This is a genomic window from Rhodanobacter sp. C06 (assembly GCF_002001105.1).
Classification (GTDB): Bacteria; Pseudomonadota; Gammaproteobacteria; order Xanthomonadales; family Rhodanobacteraceae; genus Rhodanobacter_A.
This window is the reverse complement of the sequence record NZ_MUNP01000034.1, coordinates 122555-147514: the sequence shown is the minus strand read 5'-3', so window position 1 is coordinate 147514 and position 24960 is coordinate 122555. Positions and strand designations below refer to the sequence as shown.

The following is a 24960-nucleotide window of genomic DNA, read 5'->3' as shown; positions in this document are numbered from 1 at the left end:
GAGAAGTGCAGAGGCGTCAGTCTCCGTTGGCCGGGGTCAGTTCCAAGGTCAGCACTTCGAACGGTGCCAGCTTGATCGTGCCGGGATGATCGGCGTCCAGCGTCTTCGGCAGCCCGGTGCCGCCCGTCTTCCACACGTCATGCACGCTGAAGCGGCGCGCCACGCCCGGCGGCAACTGCAACTGGCGTTGCAGATCGACCACCGCCAGTTGCGGCTGGTCGTCCGGATTGCGGAACGTGACGATGGCCTTCTTCGGCGACCACGCGGCCCAGCCGTACACGTTCAGGCGACCGGGATCGCCGCCGATCCAGTGCACGTCGCGCAGCACGCTCGCGTTCGCGCGCGACCATTTCGCCGCCTCGGCCAGGGTGTCCCAATTCTCTGTGCTGAGCAGCGACGGGGTGATGTACAGCTCCTGCAGCTCGGTGCCGGTGGCGAAGTAGGAATGCACCTCGTTGGCGAAGTCGTGGCCCGGATCGGTGTCGAGTCGCGGGTTCTGCTGCGCGTAGATGATGCCGTGGAGCATCAGCGAGTTGATCGGGAACAGCGGCCCCTTCAACACGATGTTCTGGTAGGTCTGCTGGTCGCGGTAGGTGACCCACTGCTCGCGCTTCGTGCCCACGCCGGTGTGCCAGTCATCCTCGCCGTCGCGCCAGATGGTGTCGGCGTAGCGCAGCCAGAACGGCGAGGCCCAGGTGCCGGTGGTGAGGTTGATGAAGGTGTCGGGCTTGTCCTTGCGGATGTCGTCGATCAGCTGGATGGCCGCGGCGAAGTCGCTGTCGAAGCGGCTGCCCGGGAACACGCTGCTGACGTTGCCGGTGCCGTCGAACTTGAACTGGTTGACGCCGTCCTTGTTCAGGAGATTCATCACCACGTCGTGGAAACGCTGGTAGTACTTCGGCCCGGACAATTCGAAGCCACCCGCATTGGTCTCGTAGCCGGCCGCCTTGCCGTTCTTGACGCGCTCCTGCCACGGCTTGCCGTAGCCGCCCCACGGCGACAACCAGATGCCCGGCGCGGCGCCGTACTTCGCCGCTGCCTTGCGCAACGGCACGAAGCCCTGCGGGAACGCCTTGCTGAAGTTCCAGCTGCCGCTGTAGTCGTCCCAGCCGTCGTCGAACAGGAAGGAGTCGATCTTCACGCCACGCTTGACGTGCAGCTCCTCGCCGATCGTGTTGATGCGGTCCAGCGCCTCCGCCTCGGTGTACGGATTGAAGAAACCGATGTCGTACCAGGAGTTGTAGTGCAGGAACGGCCGGTACGGATGCGCGCGCTCGCGCTCCACGTAGATGTCGAAGTCGCGGCGCAACTGGCCATCACGCACCACGCCGGCCATCGCCGAATACGCCACCGTCTTGCCCTTTTCCAGCGGCAGCGTGCGCGCCAGCGTGAGCTGCACGTTGCCGTGATACACCGAGCTGTCGGACAGCGGATTCTCGAAACCGAGGTAGACGTCGCCCGCCACCACCGGCGAGCCGTTCGCCGTGCCCGTCACTTCGGCGTCGGTCGCCTTGGTCAACAACAGCGACACCTTGGCGATCTTCTCGTCCAGTTTCAGCGCCATGATGCTCACCTCCTCGCGCAGGTAGGGCGAACCGTCACGCTGCACGAGTTTCCAGTCCACGCGGAAACGGCCGTTCGTGTCGCCGAAGCTGGCCTCGACTGCCTTCCCGGGGATGCGCCCGGCCAGCCGCGAGGATTGCGCATCCACCGGCAGCTGCACCACGTGCGGCTTCGACAACAGATTCATGTCCGCGGCCTTCAGCGTGCTGCCGTCGGCCAGCGCCAGCGCGAACGGTGCGGGCACCTGGAACGTGCGGCCGTGCACGCGGTCGGTCACGCTGAAGTCGACGAGGCGCTGGCCGTCCAGCTTCCAGCACGCCTCGATCGCGGCATTGCCGAAGCTCTCCGTGCCCTGCTGGTCGGCGAAGGCTGCCGCGCCGGGCTCCAGCACCCGCTTGCCGGTGGCGACGCTGTCGGCGGCCTGCGCCGTGCCGAAACTGGCCAGCACGGCCAGCAGGCAGGAAGCGAGCAGGGTCACCCGCGGCGAACGAAGGGAATGGGGATGCGATGCTGGCATGACGGCCTCGGGTGATGATTGACGAGGTCGACCGGATCGATGCGGCTATGACCCCGTCGACGTGATTCGAAGCTGCCGCCCGGCATGACCGGGCGGCAGGAGTTGTTGCACGGCGACGCGGAGCGCCGTCGTTTACGCTCAGTAGTCGTAGGTGAGGCCCAGCCGCACGTAACGCGGCGGCTGCAGCACCAGCGGCGTACCGTAGAGCGGGTTCGGCGTGCCGCCGCTGTTGCCGTTGTAGTTGGCATTCAGATTGAGCGGTGCCTGACCGTTGAACACGTTGAACACGTCCACGCTCAGGGACAGCTTGTGGTCGGCGAACGCCGGGCGGTAGTGGACACCCACGTCAAGCTGCTTCATCCACGGCAGGCGCCCCGTTGCGCCGGGCGGCGACGGCAGGCCGTCGCACCAGTGGTAGCTGGAGCCATAGTCGATCGGATCGCTCTGGCTCGGCCCGTAGTAGCCGAGGCAGTACTTCGGCCCGCCCGAGGTCAGGTTGAGGTTGGCCGACACCATCCACTCGGGTGTGATCGCGTAGTAGCCGTAGGCCTTGATCACGTGCGTGTGGTCGTTGCCCTGCGGGCCGTTGGCGTAGACCATCACCTGCGGGAAATCCCAGTCCACGTTTTGCGTGCCGCCGGTGGCGCGGATGTCAGACTCACCTTGGCCTTCGCTGTTGCCGTAGCTGCGCGAGAAGGTGTAGCTCACCTTGCCGTACCACTTGCCGTCGAACGGGTGCTCCAGGAAGGCTTCCAGGCCGTAGTAACGGCGCACTGCATGCGGGAAGCTCATGTCGGCGTTGGACAGTGTCACGCTGTGGAACGCACCGCTGGGATCCTGCACCGCGAAGGTGTTGGCCTGGCCCGGGTTGATGTAATAGCAGGTGGCGTCGTTGACGTCGGTGATGCCTTCCGCGGCCGCCTTGTTCACCACCGCTTGGGCATCGCAGTAATCGTCGATCACGTGCCGCAGGATGCGCCGGGTCAGCTTGGCGCCATAGACCCAGTTCGGGCCGGCGGTCTTGCTGAAGCCGAGCATGAACTCGTCCTGGTCCATCGCCTTGAGGCTGGTCACCGTCATGGTGCGCGGGTCGGGCGTCTGGCCGTAGGCGCCGTTCGGCGACACCGGCGGCGACATCTGGGTCAGGCCGGTGGGCGTGCCGTCGGCCGCAATGCCGCTGTACGTGTAGTACTGGTTGGTGGCCACGTAGCCGTTGGCGGGGTCGCCCGGGGCGATCGGCGAGCCCAGGTAGTAGCGGCCCGCATTGCCGAACACCTTGAACGTGCTGTCGCCGAACACGTCCCAACTGAAGCCCAGGCGCGGCGCCCATTGCGGCTTGGTCTGGCGCATGTAGGCGCTGGCGCTGGCGTTGGTGTTGGTGAAGCTGTCGTCGCGCAGGCCGATGGAAAGCAGCAGCCGATCATTGACCTGCCACTGGTCCTCGATGTACTGGGCCTGCTCGCTGGAGAACAGGTTGCCGCCCTGGGTGAAGATGTACTTGGAGGCGTAGTAGCCGCTCGCCCCGTTCGGGTAACTGGCCGGAGCACCCACGCCGAGGGAGGGGGCTATGGCCACATTCGGCGTGCTCGTGTGGGCGTATTGCCACAGGTAACCCGGCCCGGAGGTCAGGTCGGCCTGGTCGCGCGCCGCGGTGCGCAGGTTGTCGATGCCCGCCGTGATCGTGTGGTCGCCCAGGGCATAGGACAGCGCAACCCGCAGGTTGGTGGTGACGAAGTTCTGGCCCGGGTTGCTGATCCTGCTGACGGTCTGGTTGTTGGTGATCGGCGTGCCGCCGTTCAGCGCCGGATTCTGGTTCGTATAGCCTCTGAGGTAGGTCAGGCTCGGGTCGTAGGCCGGGTTCTCGCTGTAGCTGCGCGTCTTCATGCTGCCGTACATGGCAGTCAGGGTCAGCTTGTCCGTGAGGTAGCCGGTGTACTTCGCCAGCCACAGGTCGCCACCGTGCTTCTGGTTGTTGGCGTAGGACTTGAAGCCCGCGTCGGCGAGATTGTTGTAGTCGTAGTTGTAGACCGTGCCGCTGGACAGGCTCTTCTCGGATGCGCCGGTCAGTTCCAGCAGGTTGTTGCTGGTGATGTTCCAGTTGACCTTGGCGTACCACTTGGGCAGCGTGTTCCGGTAGTGCGAATCGGTCCCGCTATCGACGCTGTTGACCGTATTTCCCTGCGTGTGGGTCATTTCCGCCGAGGCGAAGAAGAACAGCTTGTCCCTGATGATCGGGCCACCCACGTAGAGGTCGTAGACCGACGACCAGTAGTCGTTCTTGCTGTTGGGCTGATACAGGCTGCCGGCCACCGGCGACGGCGGCAGGCCATTCGCGTAGGAGACGTTGTTCTGGCTGCCCACCATCGACGACGGCTCGTAGAGGAACTGCCCGCCGAAATGCCATTCGTTGGTGCCGCTCTTGCCGATCATGTTGAGCACGCCGCCGTCGCTGCGCCCGTATTGCGCGCTGTAGCCGCCGGTGTAGACCTCTTCCTGCTCGATCGAGCCGTACGGCAAGGTGATGCCGCCCGCCGAGATGTTCGGATCGGTGGTGTTGAAGCCGTTGAGGTAGTACGCGTTCTCGGTGGACGACGAACCGCCGAAGCTGACCAGCGACTCGCCCGTCGTGCTCTTCGCACCACCGGCGCCGATGTTCGCCGCCGGCGCCAGCAACGCGGCCGCTTCCGCGGTATGCCCCAGCGGCAGCTTGGCCAACTGGTCGGCGGTGAGCACCGTGCGCGAATCCACCGAGCTGACGTCGATCGGCGGGATCGCGCTGGCGGTCACGCTGACGCCCGACAGCTGCTTTGCGTTCGCCTCCCCGCCCGCGGCGGCTTCCGTGCTGAAGGAGACGTCCGCGCCCACGCCCACCTTCAGCGCCACGTTGTCGCGCCGTTGCACTTCCTTGCCGTCGCGCATCAGGCTTACCGAATACGTACCGATCGGCAGCTGGGTCGCGTTGTAGCGGCCTTGGCTGTCGACGCCGACCGTGCGGGTCAGGCCCGCGCCGTTGCTGACCGTGACGCTTTCGCCCGTCTGCGCCGGCACGCGGCCGAAGATGCTGCTGGTGGTCGACTGGCCATGGGCGGCCGTGGACGCCAGCAGCAGGCCCAGCGCCGTGGCCAGGCCAGTCTGTCGCAACGGAGTGTTTCTGCTGGATTCGGATTTCATGATTGCCCCTCGGAACGTAATGGACCGCTTCTGGATATCCGCGAGCGAAGCACCCCCGCAGCTCGCGAACTGTTCGAACACCGATGGCTCATTCGCATCGGCAATGGGCGGACTCCGCCGTTGTTCAGTGCTTCCATTCCCGCACCCGCACCCGCACCCGGCCGAGCAATGCCTCGACCTGGTCCGGACGCACGTAACCGGTTTCCACATCCATCGCGTTGGCGGCGCCGCAGGCCACCGCCAGCCGCAAGGCTTCCCGCAGCGGCTCGCCGCGCTTGGTCGCCACCGCCATGCCGGCGAGGAAGCAGTCGCCCGAGCCCACGGTGTTGCGCACCTGTTCCAGCTCGACCGCCGCATGCCACACGCCGCTGTCGTCCATGCCCAGCGCGCCCTGCGCGCCCAGGCTCAGCACCGGCATCGCCACGCCGCGCGCGGCGAGTTCGCGCAGCGCAGCGACGGCGGCATCGAGGTCGCCGATGCTGCGGCCGAACAGCGCCTCGGCCTCGTCGCGGTTCGGCTTCAGCAGGAACGGCTGCGCTGCCACCGCCTGGCGCAGCGCTTCGCCGCTGGCATCGACCAGGCAGCGCTTGCCGGCCGCATGCACCTGCTGCGCCAGTTCCGCGTAGGTATCGGTGGCCAGCCCGCGCGGCAGGCTGCCGGACAGCACCACCAGCTCGCTCTCGGCCAGCGCGAGGCGAAAGGCACGTTGCAAGGCCGCGCGGTCGCGCTCGCCCAGTTGCGGCCCCTGCCCCAGCACCTCGGTGATCCGGCCGTCCGTATCCTGCAGCGCGATGCAGTGGCGCAACGACGCGTCGATCTCCACGCCGTGGAACAGCACGCCGCGCTCGCTCATGCGGCGCGCGGTGAGGTTGCGGTGCGCGGCGTCGATCAGGCCGATCAGCTGCACCGGCTCGCCCAGCGCGGCGATGGTCTGCGCCACGTGCAGGCCCTTGCCGCCGGGCAGCACCTGCTCGTGCACCGTGCGATTGACTTCGCCCAGATGCAGCCTGTCCACCCGCATCAAGTGGTCGATCGCGGTGTTGATGCCGACGACCGTGATCACGCGGCACGCCCCAACAGCGCCTTCGCTTCGGCTTCATCGGCCTGGCGCGCGGTGCCGCCCACGCCGCGCGTGGAGAGCGCGCCACAGGCGTTGCCCCAGCGCATCGCATCCGCCAGCGGCAGGCCGCGCAGCCAGGCGTGCAGGAAACCGGCATCGAAGGAATCGCCGGCGCCGGTGCTGTCCACCGCGTCCACCGCGAAGGCCGGCGACTCGAGCAGTCCGCCAGCGCCGTCCAGCGTGGCGCAGCCGTGCCGGCCGCGCTTCGCCACGATGCGGGTGCGGCCGTTGTCGAGCGCGCGCAGGCCGTCGAGCATACCTGCGCACCCGCTGATGCCGGCGATCTCCACGTCGTTCGGCAGGAACAGGTCGACCTGGGCGAGCAGGTCGTGCCATTCGTCGCCCCAGCGCTCCACGGGGTCGAAACCCGGATCGAGCGAAGTGCTCAGGCCCAGCTTGCCCGCCCGCACGAACAGCGACTTCAGCTCCGGGCGCAGGCCGCCCTGCAGGTAATACGAGGACACGTGCAGATGGTCGGCGCTGCCCAGCAGCTCGTCGCTGACGTCTGCGGCGCGCAGCGCGCCGATCGCGCCGGCGAAGGTGACCAGCGCGCGGTCGCTGCGGGTGGAGAACGAGGCGGTGATGCCGGTGCGCAGCGCTGGATCGCGACGCACCGCGGCCACGTCGACGCCGGCGCCCTGCAACGCCGACACGCAGAAGCCGCCCCAGCCGTCCACGCCCACCTTGCCGGCGAAGGCCACCGGGTTGCCCAGCCGCGCCAGCCCCATCGCGCAGATCATCGAGGAGCTGCCCGGCACGACCAGCGCGTCCTCGGCCAGCACCTCGCGACCCGGCGCGGGGAACGCCTGGCAGTCCCGGAACACCAGGTCTACGTTGAGTTCGCCGGCGACGAGGATGCGTTTCACGCGTTGCGCTCCCCACGCTGTGCGGAGCCCGCGGCATGCAATGCGAAGGACTCGACCACGCGGGTCAGCACGCCCTGCGCCGGCGCGTCGGGCTTGCCGCCCAGCGCGAGGCAGCGGAAGAACGCCAGCACCTGGCCCACCGCCACGTCGGCCAGCAGCGGCAATGCATCGTCGCTGGCCTGCAGGCCGGCGAGGTCCACCGCCACGTCCTGCGCGCCGATCACGTCGTCGGCGATGCCCTCGCCCACCAGCACGCGCGCCAGGCCCAGCCGCTTGCGGCCCAGCTCGCGCAGCAGGTCGTATTCGTAGGCGCGCACCGCCGGATCGGGCGAGAGATAGGCCACCACCAAGGTGTGCTCGTCGAGGCTGGACATCGGGCCGTGGCGCAGGCCGAGGAAGGTCTCGGCCATCGTGCGCACACGGCCGGCGGTCATCTCCAGCATCTTCAGCGCGGCCTCGCGCGCGGCGCCCAGCGCACCGCCACTGCCGAGGTACACCACCTGGTCGAAGTCGCCGTGGGCGACCGCGGCCAGCGCATCGGACTGCCGCTCGAACACCTGCTGCACGCAACCGGCGAGGCGTTGCACGCCGCCCATGTCGGCACGGCCGCCCAGCCAGCTGCCGGCCAGCACCAGGTTGGTGAAGCTCGAGGTCATCACCAGGCTGCGATCGTTGGTGCGCTCGTCCAGCACCAGCGAGGCGTAGCGCGGCTCGTTCCGGTACTGCGTGGCCAGCTTGCCGTCCGCGTTGCAGGTGATCGCGAGGTGGCGCCAGTCCGGCGCATGCGCCAGCAACTGGTCGACCACACCAGCACTCTCCGGGCTGTCGCCCGAACGCGCGATCGAGACCAGCAGACCGCCGCCCGGCGGCAGCGCACTGCGCCAGTGCGTGAGCAAGGTGCCCGCGGCGATCGCCTGCACCGGCACGCCCAGTGCCTGCTGCAGGTCCGGCGCGATGCATTCGCTGGCGTAGATCGAGCTGCCCGAACCGGTCAGCACGACCTGCGCGGGGCGCGGCGTCAGCGCGGCCTGCAGCAGCGCCCGCACCGATGGCTCGCCCAGCAGGGCGGCGGTGGCCTGCCAGGTCGCCGGCTGCTGCAGGATCTCGCGCAAGGTATCGGCATAGCCGAGCTCGCGTTGCGCCGCCGGCGCAGCCGCCCCCAGCGCGGCAAGACTGTCGGATGCTTTCGTTTTGTTTCCAAGTATTGACATTTGACTCATTTCATTCGAATGTGAAGCCATCCGCCCACCACCGCAGCGTATTCGAAATGAATCAGAACTTACAAGTCCCTTCGCAAGCTTCCGAAAAGTTTTCGAAACTCGCGCTGTCGCAGGGCAAGCGCGCCCGCCTGTGGCGCCTGCTGTACGGCTCGGGTCCGAAGAACGGCAGCCTGCTGGTGCTGCCGCTGGACCAGGGCCTGGAGCACGGCCCCACCGACTTCTTTCCCCACCCTCCGGCCGTCGATCCGAGCTACCAGTTCGAACTCGCCGCCGCCGGCGGTTTTTCTGCCATCGCGCTGGGCATTGGCCTGGCCGAGAAGTACATGACCGAATACGCCGGTCGCGTGCCGCTGATCCTCAAGCTCAACGGCAAGACCAACATCCCCAGCGACGCCGAGGCCACCTCGCCGCTGTTCGCCTCGGTGGAAGACGCGGTGCGCCTGGGCGCCGACGCGGTGGGCTACACCATCTACGTGGGCTCGCCGCGCCAGCACGACGAGTTCCGCCAGTTCGAGCAGGTGCGCCGCGACTGCGAGCGCTACGGCATGCCGCTGGTACTGTGGTCCTACCCGCGTGGCAGCGCGGTCAACGCCAAGGGCGGCACCAACACGCTGTACGCACAGGACTACGCCGCGCGCGTGGCGCTGGAGCTGGGCGCCGACATCGTCAAGCTGCACGAGCCGAACGACAGCGTGGCCAACGTGCCGGCGCCGTACGACAAGCTGCAAGAAGATTCCGCCGCCCGCTGCGCCCGCGTGGTGCGCTCGGCCGGCCGCACCATGGTGCTGTTCTCCGGCGGCGAGAAGAACGACGACGACGACGCGGTGCTGCGCAAGGTGGAGCACTACATGCAGTCCGGCGCCAACGGCGTGATGTTCGGCCGCAACATGTGGTTGCGCCCGTTCGACCAGGCGGTGAACCTCGTGCGCCAGGTGCACGGCATCATGGCGAAACACCCGCGCTGAGCCGGCCACGGAGCGAGCCTTGCTCCCTCTCCCCGCCGGGGAGAGGGTTGGGGTGAGGGGCCGGTCTTGCGGCATGCTCCCAACGAAGCAATCTGCACTAGCCTCATCATCGCAAGCACCCGCCCCTCACCTCGCTCCTCTCCCCGGAGGGGAGAGGAAGATGAAAAGCATGACCCACCAGAAATCCTGCCTTTGCTGCGCCCCGCCCACCGGCGCCGGCACCGTGCGCATCGAAGCGGCCGGCAAGAACCCGTTGCAGACCGCGCCGGACGCCAGCAAGGGCGAGCTCAAGCTCAAGGATTTCAAGCCGCGCAGCATGCTGCGCGTGCCGCAGACCCTGATCGAGCGTCCGCGCTTCCCGGTGATCGACGTGCACGCCCACCTCACCTGGTCGAAGAACGTGCGCAACGGCGTGTCGGTGGGCGAGGAGATCACCGTGTTCAGCACGCCGGAAGCGCTGCTGCCGGTGATGGACCGCAAGGGCGTGCGCACCCTGGTCAACCTCACCGGCGGCGTCGGCAAGGGCCTGGAGGAAAGCATCCGGCTGTTCGACCAGGCCGCGCCGGGGCGCTTCCTCACCCTCACCGAGCCTTCGTTCGCGCTGTTCCCCGAAGCGAACTATCCGCAGCGCCAGGCCGACGCGATCGAACATGCCAAGCGCGTGGGTGCGCGCGGCCTGAAGCTGCTGAAGACGCTGGGCTTGTACCTGCGCGAGCGCATCGACGAAGGCCCACTGGTGGGCGTGGACGACCGCCGCTTCGATGCGATGTGGGAAGCCTGCGCCGCGCACGACATGCCGGTGTTCCTGCACGTCTCGGATCCGGAGGCGTTCTTCCTGCCCACCGACGGCGAGAACGAACGCTACGAGGAGCTGGCAAACCATCCGGACTGGTCGTTCTACGGCCCGGAATTCCCCAGCCACCAGGAGCTGATCGCCGCGCGCAACCGCATGATCGCGCGCCATCCGGACACCACCTTCGTGCTGCTGCACGTGGGCAACAACGCCGAAAACCTGGCCGCCGTCGAGGACTGCCTGGCGCGCTTCCCCAACACCTTGGTGGACATCAGCGCGCGGATCGGCGAGCTGGGCCGCCAGCCGCGCATCGCCCAGCGCTTCTTCGACCGCTACCAGGACCGCATCCTGTTCGGCACCGACGCAGTGCCCTCGCCCTGGGGCGACGACGTGCCCCAGCAGCTGTTCGGCGACGAGCTGTACGAGATCTACTACCGCTTCCTCGAAACCGAGGACGAATACTTCGACTACGCCCCCGCCCCGGTACCGCCGCAGGGGCGCTGGTCGATCTACGGCCTGAACCTGCCGGACGCGGTGCTGCGCAAGGTCTATCATGACAACGCCGCCCGACTCCTGCATATTGCCGACGCATGAGCAAAACCCAAGCCGCCAAGCCCCCCGCCCCGCCCCGCCATCGCCTGCTGCTCGGCGAACGCCGCCGCCTGATCGTGGATCATGTGGAGGAACACGGCCGCGCCACGGTGGAGGAGCTGGCGAAAAAGTTCGCCACCTCGGCGGTGACCATCCGCGCCGACCTCGAGGCGCTGGCGAATGCCTCGGCGATCGTGCGCTCGCATGGCGGCGCGTTGCCGGTGATTCCGGTCAGCAGCGACATCCCGCTCAACATCAAGGAAACCCGCCACCAGGCGCAGAAGCTGCGCATCGGCCAGGCGGCGGCGGCGATGATCCGCGAGGGCGAGACGATCATCCTCGACTCCGGCTCCACCACGGTGGAGATCGCGCGGCAGATCCGCCAGCGCAAGTTCGAGTCGCTCACCGTGATCACCAATGCGTTGAACATCGCGCTGGAGCTGTCCGGCCTGCCGCACGTCCGGGTGATGATGCTGGGCGGCATGCTGCGCCAGACCTCGTATTCGCTGGTCGGCCCCGATGCGGAACACGCGCTGGCGAAGCTGTCGGCCGACCGGCTGTTCCTCGGCGTGGACGGCCTCGATCCCGAGGTAGGCGTGACCACGCCCGACCCGCTGGAGTCCGCGCTCAACGCGCTGATGATCCGCGTGTCGCGGCAGACCGTCGCCGTGCTGGATTCCAGCAAGCTGGGCCAGCGCAGCCTCTCGGTGATCGCGCCGGTGCGCCAGCTGCACAAGGTGATCAGCGACAGCAGCGCGCCCGCCGAGACCGTCGAGGCGCTGCGCAACGCCGGCGTGCAGGTCGAATTGGTCTGAAATTTCCACCCAAAGTGGTCGTTGCCCGGGCGGACCGCCCTGATTACGCTCGACGCCCTGTGCTCATGCGGCTCCGCAAGAGGGTGGGTGATGACTGCAGCAACCGTGGTGAACGACAGGCGCGCAGGGGTGCCCGCATGGCTGGCAGCCTGCCTCTCCATCGGTGCGAACGATTCCACCGCGCGCGGCATCGGCCCTGGCCGAATGCTGCTGGCGCTGGTGATGATCGCGCTGGGCTTGCGTGGCTTGGTGTTCGGTGATTTCGCCGGCGTCTGGCAGCGCATTCCGATCGCGCAACTGCCTGCGCAAGGCTTCTTCATCTACCTCACGGCGCTGGTCGAGCTGGCGACCGGTATCGGCATCCTGCTCCCTCGCCTCGCGAAGGTTTCCGCCGGCACGATGGCGGTGTTCGCGCTGCTGTGGATGGTGCTGCTGAAATTGCCGGCCGTCGTCTACGCGCCGTCGATGGAGGCGGTGTGGCTGGGCGCGGGCGAGATCGCGGTGATCCTCGCCGGCGCGTGGGTGGTGTTCGCCACGCTGGCGAAACCGGACGGCCGCTTCCTCGCGGGCCGCAACGGCATCCGCAACGCGCGGCTGCTGTTCGTGCTGGCGCTGCCGACGATCGGCCTTTCGCACTACTTCTATGCCGACATCACGGCCGGCTTCGTGCCGGCGTGGCTGCCTTGGCGGCACGGCTGGGCATACCTGACCGGCGCGGGCAGCGTGGCAACCGCCATCGGCCTCCTGTTCGCGTTGTGGCCGCGCCTGGCCGCCACGCTGGAGGCGGCGATGCTGGGCGTCATCACCGTGCTGGTCTGGTTGCCGCCGCTGTTCGCACAGCCGCATGACAGCGGTGCGTGGTCGGCCTTCCTGATGTCCAGCGCGATCGCGGCAGGCGCCGCGGCGGTGGCAGATTCGTATCGCGGCATCGGCTGGACGACGCGCGGCCTGCGCCCCTGAAAGTGCCTTGAGCCAACCCTGAAACCCCGGCGGCGATGCGCGATCGCATCGCCGCCGGGCCCGGTTCAGAACGCCCAGAGGTAGTTCAAGGTGGCCATCGTCGCCTCGTTGTACTGGCCGAAGTAGCGGTCGTAGCCCAGCGTCAGGTTGCTGCGCGGGCTCATGCTCCAGTCCAGCGTGGCGCCGGTCACGCCGCCGTAGCGCGAGAGGCCGACGCCGCCCAGCGGCGCCCACTGGTTCATGCCGGTGAAGCTGGCGTCGAACGCCTCGCCTCGCAGGCCGAAGGACTGCTGCCATGCCAGTCGCCCCTGCAGGCTGAGGCTGCCGCCACGCGCCAGCTGCCAGTCGCGGCTGGCACGCAGGCCTAGGCCCGCCTGCCAGCGCGCGGTGGTGAGCGCACCGGACTTCAGGCCGAAGCCGTCGCCGCCCAGTTCGTCGAAGCCGCTGTCGCGGATCTGCGCATACTCCAGGCTCGCATACGGCGTCACGCGGGCGCCGCCCAGGTTCAGCCGGTAGCCGCTCTCCCCGTAGGCCAGGCCGTAGCTGCCGCGGCTGTCGCTGCCCACGCCGCCGAACTGGCTGCCCAGTTGCAGGGTGCGACGCATGGTTTCCCGGTAGGAGCCCACGCCCAGGCGCCCCATTGCGTACCAGTTGCCGCGTAGCGTGCCGCCGTAGAGCATGCCTTCCACCGCGTGGCTGTAGCTGCGATCCGCGCTGGCGTCCAGCAGTCCCATGCTCCGGCTCTGGCTCAGCGCGAAACCGGCCACGCCGCTGCTGTCCACGCGGAAGTCCTGCCCGACCAGCGCGCCGGACAGGTTGTAGTCCACGTTGCCGTATCCGCTGCGCGACATGCCGCCTTCGTAGCCGAGATTCTGTGTCCATGCCCCGGGCTGCGGCGCATCGAGCAACCGGTCGAAGCGCGAGGACAGCGCGCGCGTGCCCGCGTCGATCGCCTCGAAGGTCATCGCCGTGCTGGCCGCGTGCAACTGGCCGGACAGGCTCTCCAGCGATTGCTGCAGGTTGGCCAGGGTGGCGGTCTGCTGCAGGCTGGCCGCGCCGGCGACGAAGCTGCTGGCCACCGGCGTGCCCGAGGCGGTGGAGGTGCCCAATTGCGTGTTGAGTTGGCCGAACGCCGCATCCACGCGCTGCGCCGCACCGTACGAGGCGGCACTGTAGCTGGTGCCCTGTACCGCGGTTACCGACACCTGCCCCACGTTGAGCCAGGCGGTGGTGGCGTTGTAATTGAGCGTGGTATTGGTGAGCACCACGTTCGAGGCCATGGTCAACGCGGCGAAGGTGCCGCTGAGGCCGCCGGCGGCGACCAGCACATTGGTCTGCGAATTTGCGGTATAGCCCGTATTGATACCGGTCACCAGCAGGTTGCCGGCGATCGTGGCCGTCCCGGCCACGTTCAGTGTCGAACCCAGCGATACCGCCAAGGTGCCGCCCGCGGCTTGCGTGTAGTTGCCGCCTACCGCGAGGTTGCTGCTGCCAACCGCCAGCGTGCCGCCGCTGGCCACCGTGACCGCGCCGGCCAGTGACTTGGCGGTCAACGTGCCGGCCTGCACCTGGGTCAGGCCGGTGTAGCTGGACGGCTGAGTAAGGTTGAGCGTGCCCGGGCCCTGCTTGATCAGGCCGCCCGCGCCGGAGATCGGGTTGTTCCAGCTCGAGCTGCCGCTGAAGCTGACGGTGACGTCGCCCCAGTTGAACTGCATCGGCCCGTTCACCGCGCGGCCCACGTCCAGCTCGCCGTAGCCGAAGGTGGCATTGGGCTGCGAACCGCCCAGCGGATCGGCGGTGCCGAGCAAGGTCTGCCGCACGAGATCGTTGCTGAAGTACGGATAGGCCTGCCATACCAGTGCCGCCGCGCCCGATACCTGCGGTGCGGCGAACGAGGTGCCTTCGACGATGTAATAGGACGGATTGGTGGTGCTGGCGGTGGCGTTCTTGTCCAGTACGATCACGTCGCCGGGCGCGGCGAGGCAGTAGCTCATCGCGCGGCCGCAAGCATTGGAATAGCTCGCCAGTTGGGTGGGATTGTTGCTGTTCACCGCCACCGCCACCAGCCAGCCCTTGTCCAAGCCCAGGCCCGGCGCCACGGTAGGCAGGCTGGCGATGTCGCTGGGATTGCTCTGCGAGCTGTTGCCTGCCGCGAACACCACCAGTCCGCCCTGCTGCACGAACGGCTGGTAGGCCTGACCGAACGCCGTATTGATCGAGGCGTTGGTGGTATCCCAGTAGATGCCGCCCCAGGAGTTGTTCTGGATCTTCACCCCGGCCTGCATCAATGCGGGGTTGAGCGTCTGCGCGAAAAAGGCGGCATCGGTGGCGGTCACCGGGTTGCCGTTGCCCGAACCGTCATCCTTCGGCTCGGTGTCGGTGATGATGCGCGCGGAGACCAGACTGGCGCCCGGCGCGATGCCGCCGGAAAACTTCCCGGACGGCGTGCCCGCGGCGATCTCCGACACCCAGGTACCGTGGCCCACCACGTCGTCGATGTTCGTGTTGTTGGCCGTGGGGTCGACGTAGATCAGCTCCTGCGTGACTCGTCCGCCCACCGTCGGGTTGCTGCGCATGATGCCGCTGTCCACCACGCCGATGGTCACGCCCGCGCCGGTGTAGCCGGCGTTGTGGGCGTTGTAGGTGTTGGTGATCGACAGCTGCGCGTCCTGCGGCGGCGGCGGGGGTGCAGTCGAGGCGGGTGCCGGTGCTGTCGGCTTGACGGTGCCGCCGCCCCCGCCGCCGCCGCAGGCGGCCAGACTCAGGGCCATGCCGATGGCAGCCGCCAACCGGCAACAACGCAGGCCGCACGCGGCCCAATCCCCTTGCGAATTCATGACCTCTCCCCTGCTCCCTGGACGACGCCCGCCACCTCGAAGAGCCACGGCCTCGGCAACGCCTGTCGGCATGGCTCCGGTGGAAGCGAAGTGTGGCACAACGCCGACCCGGCCAGAGGTGATTGCAAGTCCCGTGCGCGTGCCGCCAGCCGGTTTGCCGCACTGCGCCATCGGCTGCGATAATCGGCCGGTTGCTTCCCCGGCGCCACGCGCCATTCGTGTTTGCGGAGACCCCCATGTCCGACGTCAGTGTTGTCATCGCCGGTGCCAAGCGCACCGCCATCGGCTCCTTCCTCGGCCAGTTCACCGGCGTGCCCACGCCGAAGCTGGGCGCCACGGCGATCAAGGCCGCGCTGGAGCAGTCCGGCGTGGGCGCCGCCGACATCGGCGAGGTCATCATGGGCTGCGTGCTGCCGGCCAACCTCGGCCAGGCACCGGCGCGTCAGGCCTCGCTGGAGGCCGGTCTGCCGCCGGCCGCCGGCTGCACCACGATCAACAAGGTGTGCGGTTCGGGCATGAAGGCGATCATGCTGGGCCACGACCTGATCAAGGCCGGCTCGGCGGCGATCGTGGTGGCTGGCGGCATGGAGTCGATGACCAACGCGCCGCACATGGTGCAGGCGCGCACCGGCATCCGCTACGGCGACGGCAAGCTGGTCGACCACATGGCCTGGGACGGCCTGACCAACCCCTACGACGGCAAGGCGATGGGCGTGTTCGGCGAGTTGTGCGCCGACAAATACCATTTCAGCCGCGAGGAGCAGGACGCGTTCGCGACGGAATCGGTGAAGCGCGCCCTGGCCGCCCAGCAGTCCGGGGCATTCGCCGGCGAGATCGTCCCGGTCACCGTGGCCGGTCGCAAGGGCGACGTGGTGGTGGATACCGACGAGCAGCCTGGTCGCTCCGATATCGCCAAGATCCCCTCGCTCAAGCCCGCTTTCCGCAAGGAGAACGGCACCATCACCGCCGCCAGCTCGTCCAGCATCTCCGATGGCGCCGCGGCCGTGGTGCTGCTGTCGGCCGACGACGCCAAGGCACGCGGCCTCAAGCCGCTGGCCCGCATCGTGGCCCACGCCACCCATTCGCAGGAGCCGGAATGGTTCACCACCGCCCCGGTGGCGGCGATCCAGAAGGTGCTGGACAAGGCCGGCTGGAAAGTGGCGGACGTGGACTTGTTCGAGGTCAACGAGGCCTTTGCGGTGGTGGCGATGGCGCCGATCAGGGAACTCGGCATTCCGCACGACAAGCTCAACGTCAACGGCGGCGCCTGCGCCCTCGGACACCCGATCGGCGCCAGCGGCGCCCGCCTAGTGGTGACCCTGCTCAACGCCCTGAAAACCCGCGGCCTCAAGCGCGGCATCGCCAGCCTGTGCATCGGCGGCGGCGAGGCCACGGCGATCGCGGTGGAATGCCTGGACTGAATCACGCAGCCGTAACGACGGCGTTCCGATACTCCTCCGCTGAAAGCGCGTTGAACCGGCTTTCAACGGAGTCTGAAGCGGCTCTCCGAAAGTTATGGCGCAGGACGCGGGAAAGCGCTATTAATAAACGGCCATTCGGCATTCCACGGCAAAGGAGATCCACCATGAAGTTTACGCGTACCCTACTCGCCTCCGCGCTCGTCGCGCTGCTGGCGGCTTGCAGCAACGGCGCGCAGGATTCCGCGCAGAACGCCCAGCAGTCTGCTGACCAGGCGCAGCAGTCCGCTGACCAGGCGCAGAAGGCTGCCGAGCAGGCCGCTCCGGCTGCCACCGCTGCCGCTCCGGCTGCTGCTCCGGCCTCCACCGCCGCTGCTCCGGCTTCCACCGCCGCCGCTCCGGCCGAAGCTGGCACTTCCGCCGCCGACAAGATGAAGAGCGCTGCCGACAACGCCTCCGACGCCGCCAGCAAGGCTGCCGACGCCGCGAAGGACGCCGCCGGCGCCGCCAAGGATGCCGCTGCGAAAGCCAAGGACGCGATGAAGCACTGATCCTGCTTTGTCATCGTTCCAGAAACGGCCGCCTCGTGCGGCCGTTTTTTTGGGCTGTATTTGTGCGTCCGTCCATGAACGCGGAAGTCAAACAGCGGCCATCCTCGGCCGCACTCTTCAACCTCCTGCGTTCGTCCATGAATGCGGAAGTCAAACGGGCCGACCGTCCTTGGCCGTACCGTTAAAAGCGGCCATTCCCAAACCGCTTTTCGGGGTTGGCGATTTCACCGCGCGGCGCAGCCGTTATCATCCACGGTTTCATCTCGACGGCCGCCGCGCATGAGTGTCATCGTCTCGCAGATCGATCCGCGTACTCCCGAGTTCCAGGCCAGCAGCGAGCGGTTGCGCACGCTCACGGACGAACTGCGCCGCGAACTGGCGCACACCGCCGAAGGCGGTGGCGCCAAGGCCCGTGAGAAGCACGTCGCGCGCGGCAAGCTGCTGCCGCGCGAGCGCATTCGTGCCCTGCTCGATCCCGGCTCGCCCTTCCTCGAACTCTCGCCGCTGGCCGCGCATGGCATGTACGACGACGCAGCGCCCGCCGCCGGCCTGATCACCGGCATCGGCCGCGTCAACGGCATCGAGGTGATGGTGGTCGCCAACGACGCCACGGTGAAGGGCGGCACCTATTTCCCGATGACGGTGAAGAAGCACCTGCGTGCGCAGGAAGTGGCACTGGAGAACCGCCTGCCCTGCGTCTACCTGGTCGACTCCGGCGGCGCCTTCTTGCCCTTGCAGGACGAGGTATTCCCGGACAAGGAGCATTTCGGCCGGATCTTCTACAACCAGGCACGCATGTCGGGGCTGGGCATCCCGCAGATCGCGGTGGTGATGGGTAGCTGCACCGCCGGCGGCGCCTACGTGCCGGCAATGAGCGACGAGACCATCATCGTGCGCGAGCAGGGCACCATTTTCCTGGGCGGGCCGCCGCTGGTGAAAGCCGCCACCGGCGAGGTGGTGGATGCCGAGACACTGGGCGGCGCAGACGTCCATACTTCCATTTCCGGCGTCGCCGACCACTACGCCGAGAACGATGCACATGCGCTCGCCATCGCGCGCGACATCGTGGCCTCGCTCAACCGGAAGAAGGCGATGCCGCTTGCATTGGCCGAGCCGGTGGAGCCGAAATACCCGGTCGAGGAACTGTACGGCGTGATTCCCGAGGACACCCGCCGCCCGTTCGACATCCGCGAAGTGATCGCGCGCATCGTCGACGGTTCCGAGTTCCACGAATTCAAGGCGCGCTACGGCAAGACCCTGGTCTGCGGCTTCGCGCATATCCACGGCTACCCGGTGGGTATCGTCGCCAACAACGGCATCCTGTTCGCCGAGAGCGCGCTCAAGGGTGCGCACTTCATCGAGCTGTGCAACCAGCGCAACGTGCCGCTGGTGTTCCTGCAGAACATCACCGGCTTCATGGTCGGCAAGAAGTACGAGCAGGCCGGCATCGCCAAGGACGGCGCGAAGATGGTCACCGCGGTGGCCTGCTCGCACGTGCCGAAGTTCACCGTGGTGATCGGCGGCAGCTTCGGCGCCGGCAACTACGCGATGTGCGGCCGCGCCTACGGCGCCCGCTTCCTGTGGATGTGGCCGAATGCGCGCATCAGCGTGATGGGCGGCGAGCAGGCGGCCTCGGTGCTGGCCACGGTCAAGCGCGATGGCATCGAAGCCGCCGGCAAGTCCTGGAGCGCGGAAGAAGAGGACGCCTTCAAGGCGCCGATCCGCGAGCAGTACGAGCGCCAGGGCCATCCGTACTACGCCAGTGCGCGGCTGTGGGACGACGGCATCATCGATCCGGCCGATACCCGCCGCGTGCTGGGGTTGGCGATTTCCGCGTCGATGAACGCGCCGATCGAACCGCAGCGTTACGGGGTGTTCCGCATGTAAGCGCTGCGTTCGGTTTCGGCATACCAACAGGGGATATCTCACGGATGATCGTCGGTATCGATCTCGGCACCACCCATTCGCTCATCGGCCGCTACGACGCCGACGGGCCGCGGCTGTTCGCCAATCCACTCGGCAGTCTGCTCACGCCATCGGTCGTAGCGATCGACGATGAAGGCCATGTGCTAGTCGGCCAAGCCGCGCGGGATCGCCTCGTCAGCCACCCGGAGTCCAGCGTGGCCAACTTCAAGCGCTGGATGGGCAGCGCGCGCGAGACACGACTGGGCCAGCGCGTGTTCCGCCCCGAGGAGCTTTCTGCCCTGGTATTGCGTTCGCTGCTGGCCGATGCGGAAGCCGCGCTGGGCGAGAAGATCCACGAGGCCGTCATCAGCGTCCCCGCCTATTTCTCCGATGCCCAGCGCAAGGCCACGCGCACCGCCGGCGAACTCGCAGGCATCCGCGTCGAACGCCTGATCAACGAGCCCACGGCCGCCGCACTCGCCTACGGCTTGCAGGAGCGCCCGGACGGTTCGCGCTTCGTGGTGCTCGACCTGGGCGGCGGCACCTTCGACGTGTCCGTGCTGGAGATGTTCGAAGGCGTGGTCGAGGTTCACGCGAGCGCCGGCGACAACTTCCTCGGCGGCGAGGATTTCCTCGACATGCTGGAAACCGCTTTCCTCGGCGATCTCGGCCTGCCCGCCGGCAGCTTCCCCAACACGCAGCGCGGCCAATTGCGCCGCTGGCTGGAAATCGCCAAGCGTGAGCTGAGCCAGCGGGCGGAAGTGCGCGTCACCGGGCAGCTGGGCGAACACGCCGTCGATTGGCGGATCGACCAGGAGCGCTTCGCCAAGCTCTCCGAGCCCCTGCTGCAGCGCATGCGCACGCCGCTGGAACGCGCGATGCGCGATGCGCGGCTGCAGCCGGAACAGATCGACGACATCGTGCTGGTGGGCGGCGCCAGCCGCATGCCCATGGTCGCGCGCATGGTGTCGCGCATGTTCGGGCGCCTGCCATTGCGCCATGTCCACCCCGACGAAGCCATCGCGCTTGGCTCCTGCGTGGCGGCTGGCATGAAGGCGCGTGACCAGCGGCTCGACGAAGTGATCCTCACCGACGTCTGCCCCTACACGCTGGGCACCGAAGTGACGCGCCGCGACGGCGATGGCCAACTGCATCCCGGCTACTTCCATCCGATCATCCATCGCAACAGCACGGTGCCGACCAGCCGCGAGGAATCGTTCTGGCCCGCGCAGCCGCAGCAGAAGGCTCTGCAGCTCAACGTGTACCAGGGCGAAAACCCGATGGTGGCGAACAACATCAAGCTCGGAGAGCTGGAGGTGGACATCGATCCGCGCCTGCCGATCGCAGAGAACGAGGTGGTGCTGCGCTTCACCTACGACATCAACGGCGTGCTGCAGGTGGAAGCTACCGTCCGGGCCACCGGCAGGCACTACGAGCTGCTGCTGCAGCACAATCCCGGCCTTCTGCTCGATTCCGAACAGATCCGCCAACGATTGGCCGCGCTGGCCGAGCTGAAGATCCATCCGCGCGACAAGCAGGAGAACATCGCCCTGCTCGCCCGCGCCGAACGCCTGTACGAGGAGCACTTGCACGCGCGTGCCCAACTGCAGGCGTGGATCACCAATTTCCGCGCCGTGGTCGAGACACAGCACGACCAGTTGATACGCGAACACCGGCGCGAGCTAGAACGCGCGCTGGACGCGCTAGAACAATCCTGATGTCTCCGTTCGAGCAGCTCGGCCTGCCGGAGGACGCCGACGAACGCATGGTCAAGCGCGCCTACGCGCAACGCCTGCGCGACACCCGCCCCGACAGTGATCCGGAGGGCTTCCAGCGCCTGCACGCGACCTATCAGGCCGCGCTGGCGCAATGTCGACGCAAGACAGTTGCCACGAAACCCCATCATGAGCTGGAACGGAAACCGGTGACTCCGGCCGACGACCTTCCTTCCGCGATGGCAAATGCGCCACTGGGAACCGTCACCTTCTCGTTCGATCTCTTCTTCACTGAACTGCTGGCCCTTGCCGCCAAGGGTGACGCGGCGCAGCTCAACACTTGGCTGGGGGAACAACCCGCCCTGTGGTCGTTGCGCATGAAGAACCGCGTGGGCTACGAATTGTTCGCGCAGCTCGATCGAAACGTGCCCCCGATGTCGCCGGCCTGCATCAAGGTGCTGCTGGCATTCTTCGACATGAATCAGACGCACCCTGGCCACGATGCGTTGCGCCTGCAGCGACTGCTGCGACGCATGCAGCTGGCTTGGGAACTGCAGCCAGCACATCGCGATGCACTGGCCGAACGGATGAGGTTGCGCCTGCACAGCGAACGGTGCGAGCTGGACCTCACCTTGGAACGACTGACGCGCCCGCTGCACTGGATGCAAGTGGCCCGGATCGGGCTGGTAGCCAACGAGGCTTCGTCGTACGCGCAGTCCATCCGACAGGTGAGCTTGGGCCACCCCGAGGACTTGCCTGAACCCTGCGATCAGAATCAGATTCGATTCTGGCTGAAAGCTACCGACCCCAGCCACATCAGCAAAGAGCGACTCCAGCTCGGCGCCATGCGCTGCGCCACCACGCTGCTCGCCGGGCTGCTGCTTGGGCTGCTGTCCGGTGTATGGATGCGCATGCCGCCCGATCATTTCAACCGGACCGCGTTCTGGTGGTGCTTCGGCCTGCCCGCCGCGCCTTGCGCACTATGGGGCCTGCTCATGCTCATGCTGCCGCTGGACCGCTGGCATGCGATGCCGGAATACCAGCCGGCCCGCTGGCCCTGGCTCAACCTGCTGCTGGTGCCGGTGTTCTGCGCAGCCGCGTTCGCGTTTGGTGAAGCGGATGCCCTCGTGCCAGCTTTCGTATTTGCGCTCGTGGCACTGTGGTTGGCGTTTCGGCGGCTGCGGCGCCGCAACACCGCGTCGCTGCGCATCAACTCACGACTGATGTGGTTTGGCTTGTGGGGCCTCTTCATGCTGGCCCAGTCGCTGTTGAAAGATGCCGGCCACACCTACGCCGGAGCCACCTACCCTGCGCTGGCCGCCGCAACGGCCATGCTGCTCTGGGGCATGGATCTCTGGCGCCAACGGCATCGCTTGCGGATACGCCAGACGGCGTCTCGCTGAGTTCGACGCAACCACGATGGTTCACATCGAAAACAGGATGGCGCGGATCAATGCCCGCGCGAGCGGAAATGCAACGGCATGGATTCCGCGACCGCACGCACCTGATCGGAGGAGGCGCCGGTGCCACGCGAAGCAGCGGATGCTGGCGGCTTCGGCCCGCAGGCGCCGCAGGTGGAGCAGCCGTCGGCGCAACTGCCGGTGGCCTGCTTCGGCTGCAGGCGGCGGCCCAGCGCCTTCGCCAATCGCGAATCGCGTCGCGACAGCCGGATCGACCACGCTGCCAGCCAGCGGTTGCTGAACTGCGGCGCCAGCTTGCGTACCAGCACCAGCACGCTGGCCGCCACGATCAGGCCGAGCACGATGTACTGGATCAGCAGGCCGGTGCTCATGTCAGTGCACTCGCGATCTGGTAGGTCAGGAAGGAGGCCGCGTAGGCCATCGCGAACATGTAGCCGAACGAGATCGCCACGTTGCGCCACGATGCCGTTTCGCGCTTGATGATCGCCAGCGTGGACATGCACTGCGGCGCGTAGGCGAACCACACCAGCAGCGACAGCGCGCTGGGCAGCGAGATCTGGCTCGCCAGCGCGTGTGTCAGCCCGCTACCTGCCACGTCGCCGCCGACCATGTAGACGGTGGCCAGCGCCGCCACCGCGGTTTCGCGCGCGGCGAACGCCGGGATCAGGGCCAGGCTCATCTGCCAGTTGAAACCGATCGGCGTGAAGATGTGCGCGAGCCCGCGACCGATGTAGCCGGCGAAGCTGTAGTCGATCGCCGGCAGGGTCGCGCCCGCCGGCGCGCCCGGGAAGGTGGAGAGGAACCACATCAGCACGGTCAGCGCGAGGATCACACCGGTCAGCCGCTTCATGAAGATCGCGCCGCGCTCGTACAAGCCGATCCACACGTCGCGCAGCTTGGGCAGGCGATACGCGGGCAGCTCCATCAGCAGCGCGTGCTCGCTGCGGTCGCGATGCAGGTGCTTCATCACCCAGGCCACCGCCATCGCGCCGAGGATGCCCGCGAGGTACAGCGCGAACAGCACCAGTCCCTGCAGGTTGAACAGGTCGAGGACGCGGTGCGCGGGGATGAAGGCCGCGATCAGCAGCGCGTACACCGGCAGCCGTGCCGAGCAGGTCATCAGCGGCGCTACCAGGATGGTGGCGAGGCGGTCGCGCGGATCCTGGATGCTGCGCGTGCCCATGATGCCGGGGATCGCGCAGGCGAAGCTGGAGAGCAGCGGGATGAACGAGCGCCCGGTCAGCCCCACCGACAGCATCAGCCGATCCAGCAGGAAGGCTGCGCGCGGCAGATAGCCGGACTCCTCCAACATCAGGATGAAGAAGAACAACACCAGGATCACCGGCAGGAAGCCGAGCACGGTGCCCAGTCCGCCGAAGATGCCGTCCACCACCAGGCTCTGCAGCGGGCCGGCCGGCAACAGTGCGGCGACATGCCCGCCCAGCCATGCGAAACCGTCGCCGATCAGGTCGCTCATCGGCTTGCCGGCGGCATACACCGCCTGGAACACCAGGAACATCACCACCGCGAGGATGGCGAGGCCGAATACCGGATGCAGCGCCCAGCGGTCCAGCGCGTCGTCCAGCGCCGCCGTCTGGCGCGGCATGCTCACGGTGGCGGCGAGCAGCTCGCGCACTTGCGAGTGCAGGTCGGCGCGGCTGGCCGCATCGTCGGCCTGCGCCGGGGCGGGCTGCGGCAGCTCGCCGTCCACGCGCTCCAGCAGCGCCCACGCACCGCCGCGCTGCACCGCCACGGTTTCCACCACCGGCAGACCCAGCCGGCGCGACAGCTCCGCCACGTCGATGACGATGCCGCGCCGGCGTGCCGCATCCATCATGTTCAGTGCCAGCACCACGGGGCGGCCCAGCCGCCGCACCTCCAGCAGGAAGCGCAGGTGCAGGCGCAGGTTGGTGGCGTCAGCCACGCAGACGATCAGGTCGGGCGGCGCCTCGCCGGGATAGTTTCCCTCCAGCACGTCGCGGGTGATCTGCTCGTCGGGGCTGACCGCGTCGAAGCTGTAGGCGCCCGGCAGGTCGAGGATCTGCAGCACGCGGCCGGAGGGTGCGGCGAAGCGCCCTTCCTTGCGCTCGATGGTGACGCCGGCATAGTTCGCCACCTTCTGCCGGCCACCGGTGAGCAGGTTGAACAGCGCGGTCTTGCCGCAGTTCGGATTGCCCACCAAGGCAATGCGCAGCGCGTCGGCGCTCATGCAGCCACCTCGACCCGGACTGTGACCCGGGCCGCCTCGGCGCGGCGCAGCGCGAACCGCGTGTAGCCGATCTGGATCAAGAGCGGATCGCCGCCCATCGGCGCCACCGCCGCCACCCGCACCGCCTCGCCATCGACGAAACCGAGGTCGCGCAGACGCTGCGCGATCGGGTCGTCCGCATGGGCATCGTCCACGCGATCCACCACGGCAAGGGCACCCTTCGGCAAGTCGGACAAGCGCACGGTCGATCCGATCACAAATACGAATGGTTCGCATTGTAGCCACATTTCGCATTTGCTGCAGCCCCGGCTGGCCTGCGTGGC

At 67.7% G+C, this 24960-nt stretch carries 18 protein-coding genes; 9 read left to right on the top strand and 9 right to left on the bottom strand.

Going from position 1 to position 24960, the window contains the following annotated elements:
* Positions 1-16: 16 nt before the first annotated feature.
* The 5 genes from B0E52_RS04375 to B0E52_RS04355 form a co-directional block, all read right to left on the bottom strand.
* Positions 17-2041, bottom strand: coding sequence for an enterotoxin (locus B0E52_RS04375; protein ID WP_254426700.1), 2025 nt, complete (start codon positions 2039-2041; stop codon positions 17-19).
* 177 nt (positions 2042-2218) lie between these two features.
* A complete protein-coding gene (locus tag B0E52_RS04370) occupies positions 2219-5251 on the bottom strand; it encodes a TonB-dependent receptor (RefSeq protein ID WP_077482152.1) in 3033 nt (1010 codons plus the stop codon).
* 124 nt (positions 5252-5375) lie between these two features.
* A complete protein-coding gene (locus B0E52_RS04365) occupies positions 5376-6314 on the bottom strand; it encodes a 1-phosphofructokinase family hexose kinase (protein WP_077482150.1) in 939 nt (312 codons plus the stop codon).
* Positions 6311-7237, bottom strand: coding sequence for a carbohydrate kinase family protein (locus B0E52_RS04360; RefSeq protein WP_077482148.1), 927 nt, complete (start codon positions 7235-7237; stop codon positions 6311-6313). Before B0E52_RS04360 ends, B0E52_RS04365 begins: the two co-directional genes overlap by 4 nt.
* The gene (locus B0E52_RS04355; RefSeq protein ID WP_254426699.1) at positions 7234-8448 is read right to left on the bottom strand and encodes a tagatose-6-phosphate ketose isomerase; all 1215 of its coding nucleotides are present in this window, start codon (positions 8446-8448) and stop codon (positions 7234-7236) included. Before B0E52_RS04355 ends, B0E52_RS04360 begins: the two co-directional genes overlap by 4 nt.
* 56 nt (positions 8449-8504) lie before the next feature.
* Here B0E52_RS04355 and B0E52_RS04350 point away from each other — a divergent pair, with 56 nt between their 5' ends.
* From B0E52_RS04350 to B0E52_RS04335, 4 genes are all read left to right on the top strand, one after another.
* A complete protein-coding gene (locus B0E52_RS04350) occupies positions 8505-9422 on the top strand; it encodes a fructose-bisphosphate aldolase (RefSeq protein WP_077482146.1) in 918 nt (305 codons plus the stop codon).
* Positions 9423-9582: 160 nt separating this feature from the next.
* On the top strand, positions 9583-10809 hold the full coding sequence (locus B0E52_RS04345) for an amidohydrolase family protein (protein WP_077482144.1): 1227 nt from the start codon (positions 9583-9585) through the stop codon (positions 10807-10809).
* Positions 10806-11621 (top strand): DeoR/GlpR family DNA-binding transcription regulator, encoded by an 816-nt coding sequence (locus tag B0E52_RS04340; RefSeq protein WP_077482142.1) that lies wholly within the window; start codon positions 10806-10808, stop codon positions 11619-11621. The genes B0E52_RS04345 and B0E52_RS04340 overlap by 4 nt, the downstream gene beginning before the upstream one ends.
* Positions 11622-11711: 90 nt before the next feature.
* Positions 11712-12581: a DoxX family membrane protein gene (locus B0E52_RS04335; protein ID WP_139351580.1), complete on the top strand. Its 870-nt coding sequence runs from the start codon at positions 11712-11714 to the stop codon at positions 12579-12581.
* Between the two features lie 65 nt (positions 12582-12646).
* Here the strand turns inward: B0E52_RS04335 and B0E52_RS04330 are convergent, their stop codons facing one another.
* Positions 12647-15352 (bottom strand): autotransporter serine protease, encoded by a 2706-nt coding sequence (locus tag B0E52_RS04330; RefSeq protein WP_254426698.1) that lies wholly within the window; start codon positions 15350-15352, stop codon positions 12647-12649.
* A gap of 302 nt (positions 15353-15654) precedes the next feature.
* Between B0E52_RS04330 and B0E52_RS04325 the strand changes: the two genes are divergently transcribed.
* The 5 genes from B0E52_RS04325 to B0E52_RS04305 all read left to right on the top strand — a co-directional run bounded on the left by B0E52_RS04325 (position 15655) and on the right by B0E52_RS04305 (position 22410).
* The gene (locus B0E52_RS04325; protein WP_077482136.1) at positions 15655-16839 is read left to right on the top strand and encodes an acetyl-CoA C-acyltransferase; all 1185 of its coding nucleotides are present in this window, start codon (positions 15655-15657) and stop codon (positions 16837-16839) included.
* 164 nt (positions 16840-17003) lie between these two features.
* Positions 17004-17387, top strand: coding sequence for a hypothetical protein (locus B0E52_RS04320; RefSeq protein WP_077482134.1), 384 nt, complete (start codon positions 17004-17006; stop codon positions 17385-17387).
* A gap of 279 nt (positions 17388-17666) precedes the next feature.
* Positions 17667-19274 (top strand): carboxyl transferase domain-containing protein, encoded by a 1608-nt coding sequence (locus B0E52_RS04315; protein WP_077482132.1) that lies wholly within the window; start codon positions 17667-17669, stop codon positions 19272-19274.
* Between the two features lie 44 nt (positions 19275-19318).
* Positions 19319-21010, top strand: coding sequence for a molecular chaperone HscC (locus tag B0E52_RS04310; RefSeq protein ID WP_077482130.1), 1692 nt, complete (start codon positions 19319-19321; stop codon positions 21008-21010).
* Positions 21010-22410 carry a J domain-containing protein gene (locus tag B0E52_RS04305; RefSeq protein WP_077482128.1) on the top strand — a complete coding sequence of 467 codons (1401 nt, stop codon included), beginning with the start codon at positions 21010-21012 and terminating at the stop codon, positions 22408-22410. Before B0E52_RS04310 ends, B0E52_RS04305 begins: the two co-directional genes overlap by 1 nt.
* 47 nt (positions 22411-22457) lie before the next feature.
* On the opposite strand, the gene B0E52_RS04300 is transcribed toward B0E52_RS04305, so the two are convergent.
* Genes B0E52_RS04300 through B0E52_RS04290 form a run of 3 tightly spaced genes read right to left on the bottom strand, consistent with a single transcriptional unit; the run spans position 22458 to position 24879 of the window.
* Positions 22458-22799, bottom strand: coding sequence for a DUF6587 family protein (locus tag B0E52_RS04300; protein ID WP_077482126.1), 342 nt, complete (start codon positions 22797-22799; stop codon positions 22458-22460).
* Complete coding sequence (locus B0E52_RS04295; RefSeq protein WP_077482124.1) at positions 22796-24637, bottom strand: ferrous iron transporter B; 1842 nt, start codon at positions 24635-24637, stop codon at positions 22796-22798. Before B0E52_RS04295 ends, B0E52_RS04300 begins: the two co-directional genes overlap by 4 nt.
* Positions 24634-24879, bottom strand: a complete 246-nt coding sequence (locus B0E52_RS04290; protein WP_077482169.1) for a FeoA family protein — start codon at positions 24877-24879, stop codon at positions 24634-24636. Before B0E52_RS04290 ends, B0E52_RS04295 begins: the two co-directional genes overlap by 4 nt.
* Positions 24880-24960 lie beyond the last annotated feature (81 nt).

What these genes read in the sequence shown, in the direction of transcription:
- B0E52_RS04345 (WP_077482144.1), top strand. Translation starts at nt 9,583, where the DNA reads ATGAAAAGCATGACCCACCAGAAATCCTGCCTTTGCTGCGCCCCGCCC.
- B0E52_RS04315 (WP_077482132.1), top strand. Translation starts at nt 17,667, where the DNA reads ATGAGTGTCATCGTCTCGCAGATCGATCCGCGTACTCCCGAGTTCCAG.
- B0E52_RS04310 (WP_077482130.1), top strand. Translation starts at nt 19,319, where the DNA reads ATGATCGTCGGTATCGATCTCGGCACCACCCATTCGCTCATCGGCCGC.
- B0E52_RS04355 (WP_254426699.1), bottom strand. Translation starts at nt 8,448, where the DNA reads ATGTCAATACTTGGAAACAAAACGAAAGCATCCGACAGTCTTGCCGCG.
- B0E52_RS04340 (WP_077482142.1), top strand. Translation starts at nt 10,806, where the DNA reads ATGAGCAAAACCCAAGCCGCCAAGCCCCCCGCCCCGCCCCGCCATCGC.
- B0E52_RS04295 (WP_077482124.1), bottom strand. Translation starts at nt 24,637, where the DNA reads ATGAGCGCCGACGCGCTGCGCATTGCCTTGGTGGGCAATCCGAACTGC.
- B0E52_RS04335 (WP_139351580.1), top strand. Translation starts at nt 11,712, where the DNA reads ATGACTGCAGCAACCGTGGTGAACGACAGGCGCGCAGGGGTGCCCGCA.
- B0E52_RS04300 (WP_077482126.1), bottom strand. Translation starts at nt 22,799, where the DNA reads ATGAGCACCGGCCTGCTGATCCAGTACATCGTGCTCGGCCTGATCGTG.
- B0E52_RS04350 (WP_077482146.1), top strand. Translation starts at nt 8,505, where the DNA reads ATGAATCAGAACTTACAAGTCCCTTCGCAAGCTTCCGAAAAGTTTTCG.
- B0E52_RS04370 (WP_077482152.1), bottom strand. Translation starts at nt 5,251, where the DNA reads ATGAAATCCGAATCCAGCAGAAACACTCCGTTGCGACAGACTGGCCTG.
- B0E52_RS04305 (WP_077482128.1), top strand. Translation starts at nt 21,010, where the DNA reads ATGTCTCCGTTCGAGCAGCTCGGCCTGCCGGAGGACGCCGACGAACGC.
- B0E52_RS04320 (WP_077482134.1), top strand. Translation starts at nt 17,004, where the DNA reads ATGAAGTTTACGCGTACCCTACTCGCCTCCGCGCTCGTCGCGCTGCTG.
- B0E52_RS04330 (WP_254426698.1), bottom strand. Translation starts at nt 15,352, where the DNA reads ATGGCCCTGAGTCTGGCCGCCTGCGGCGGCGGCGGGGGCGGCGGCACC.
- B0E52_RS04325 (WP_077482136.1), top strand. Translation starts at nt 15,655, where the DNA reads ATGTCCGACGTCAGTGTTGTCATCGCCGGTGCCAAGCGCACCGCCATC.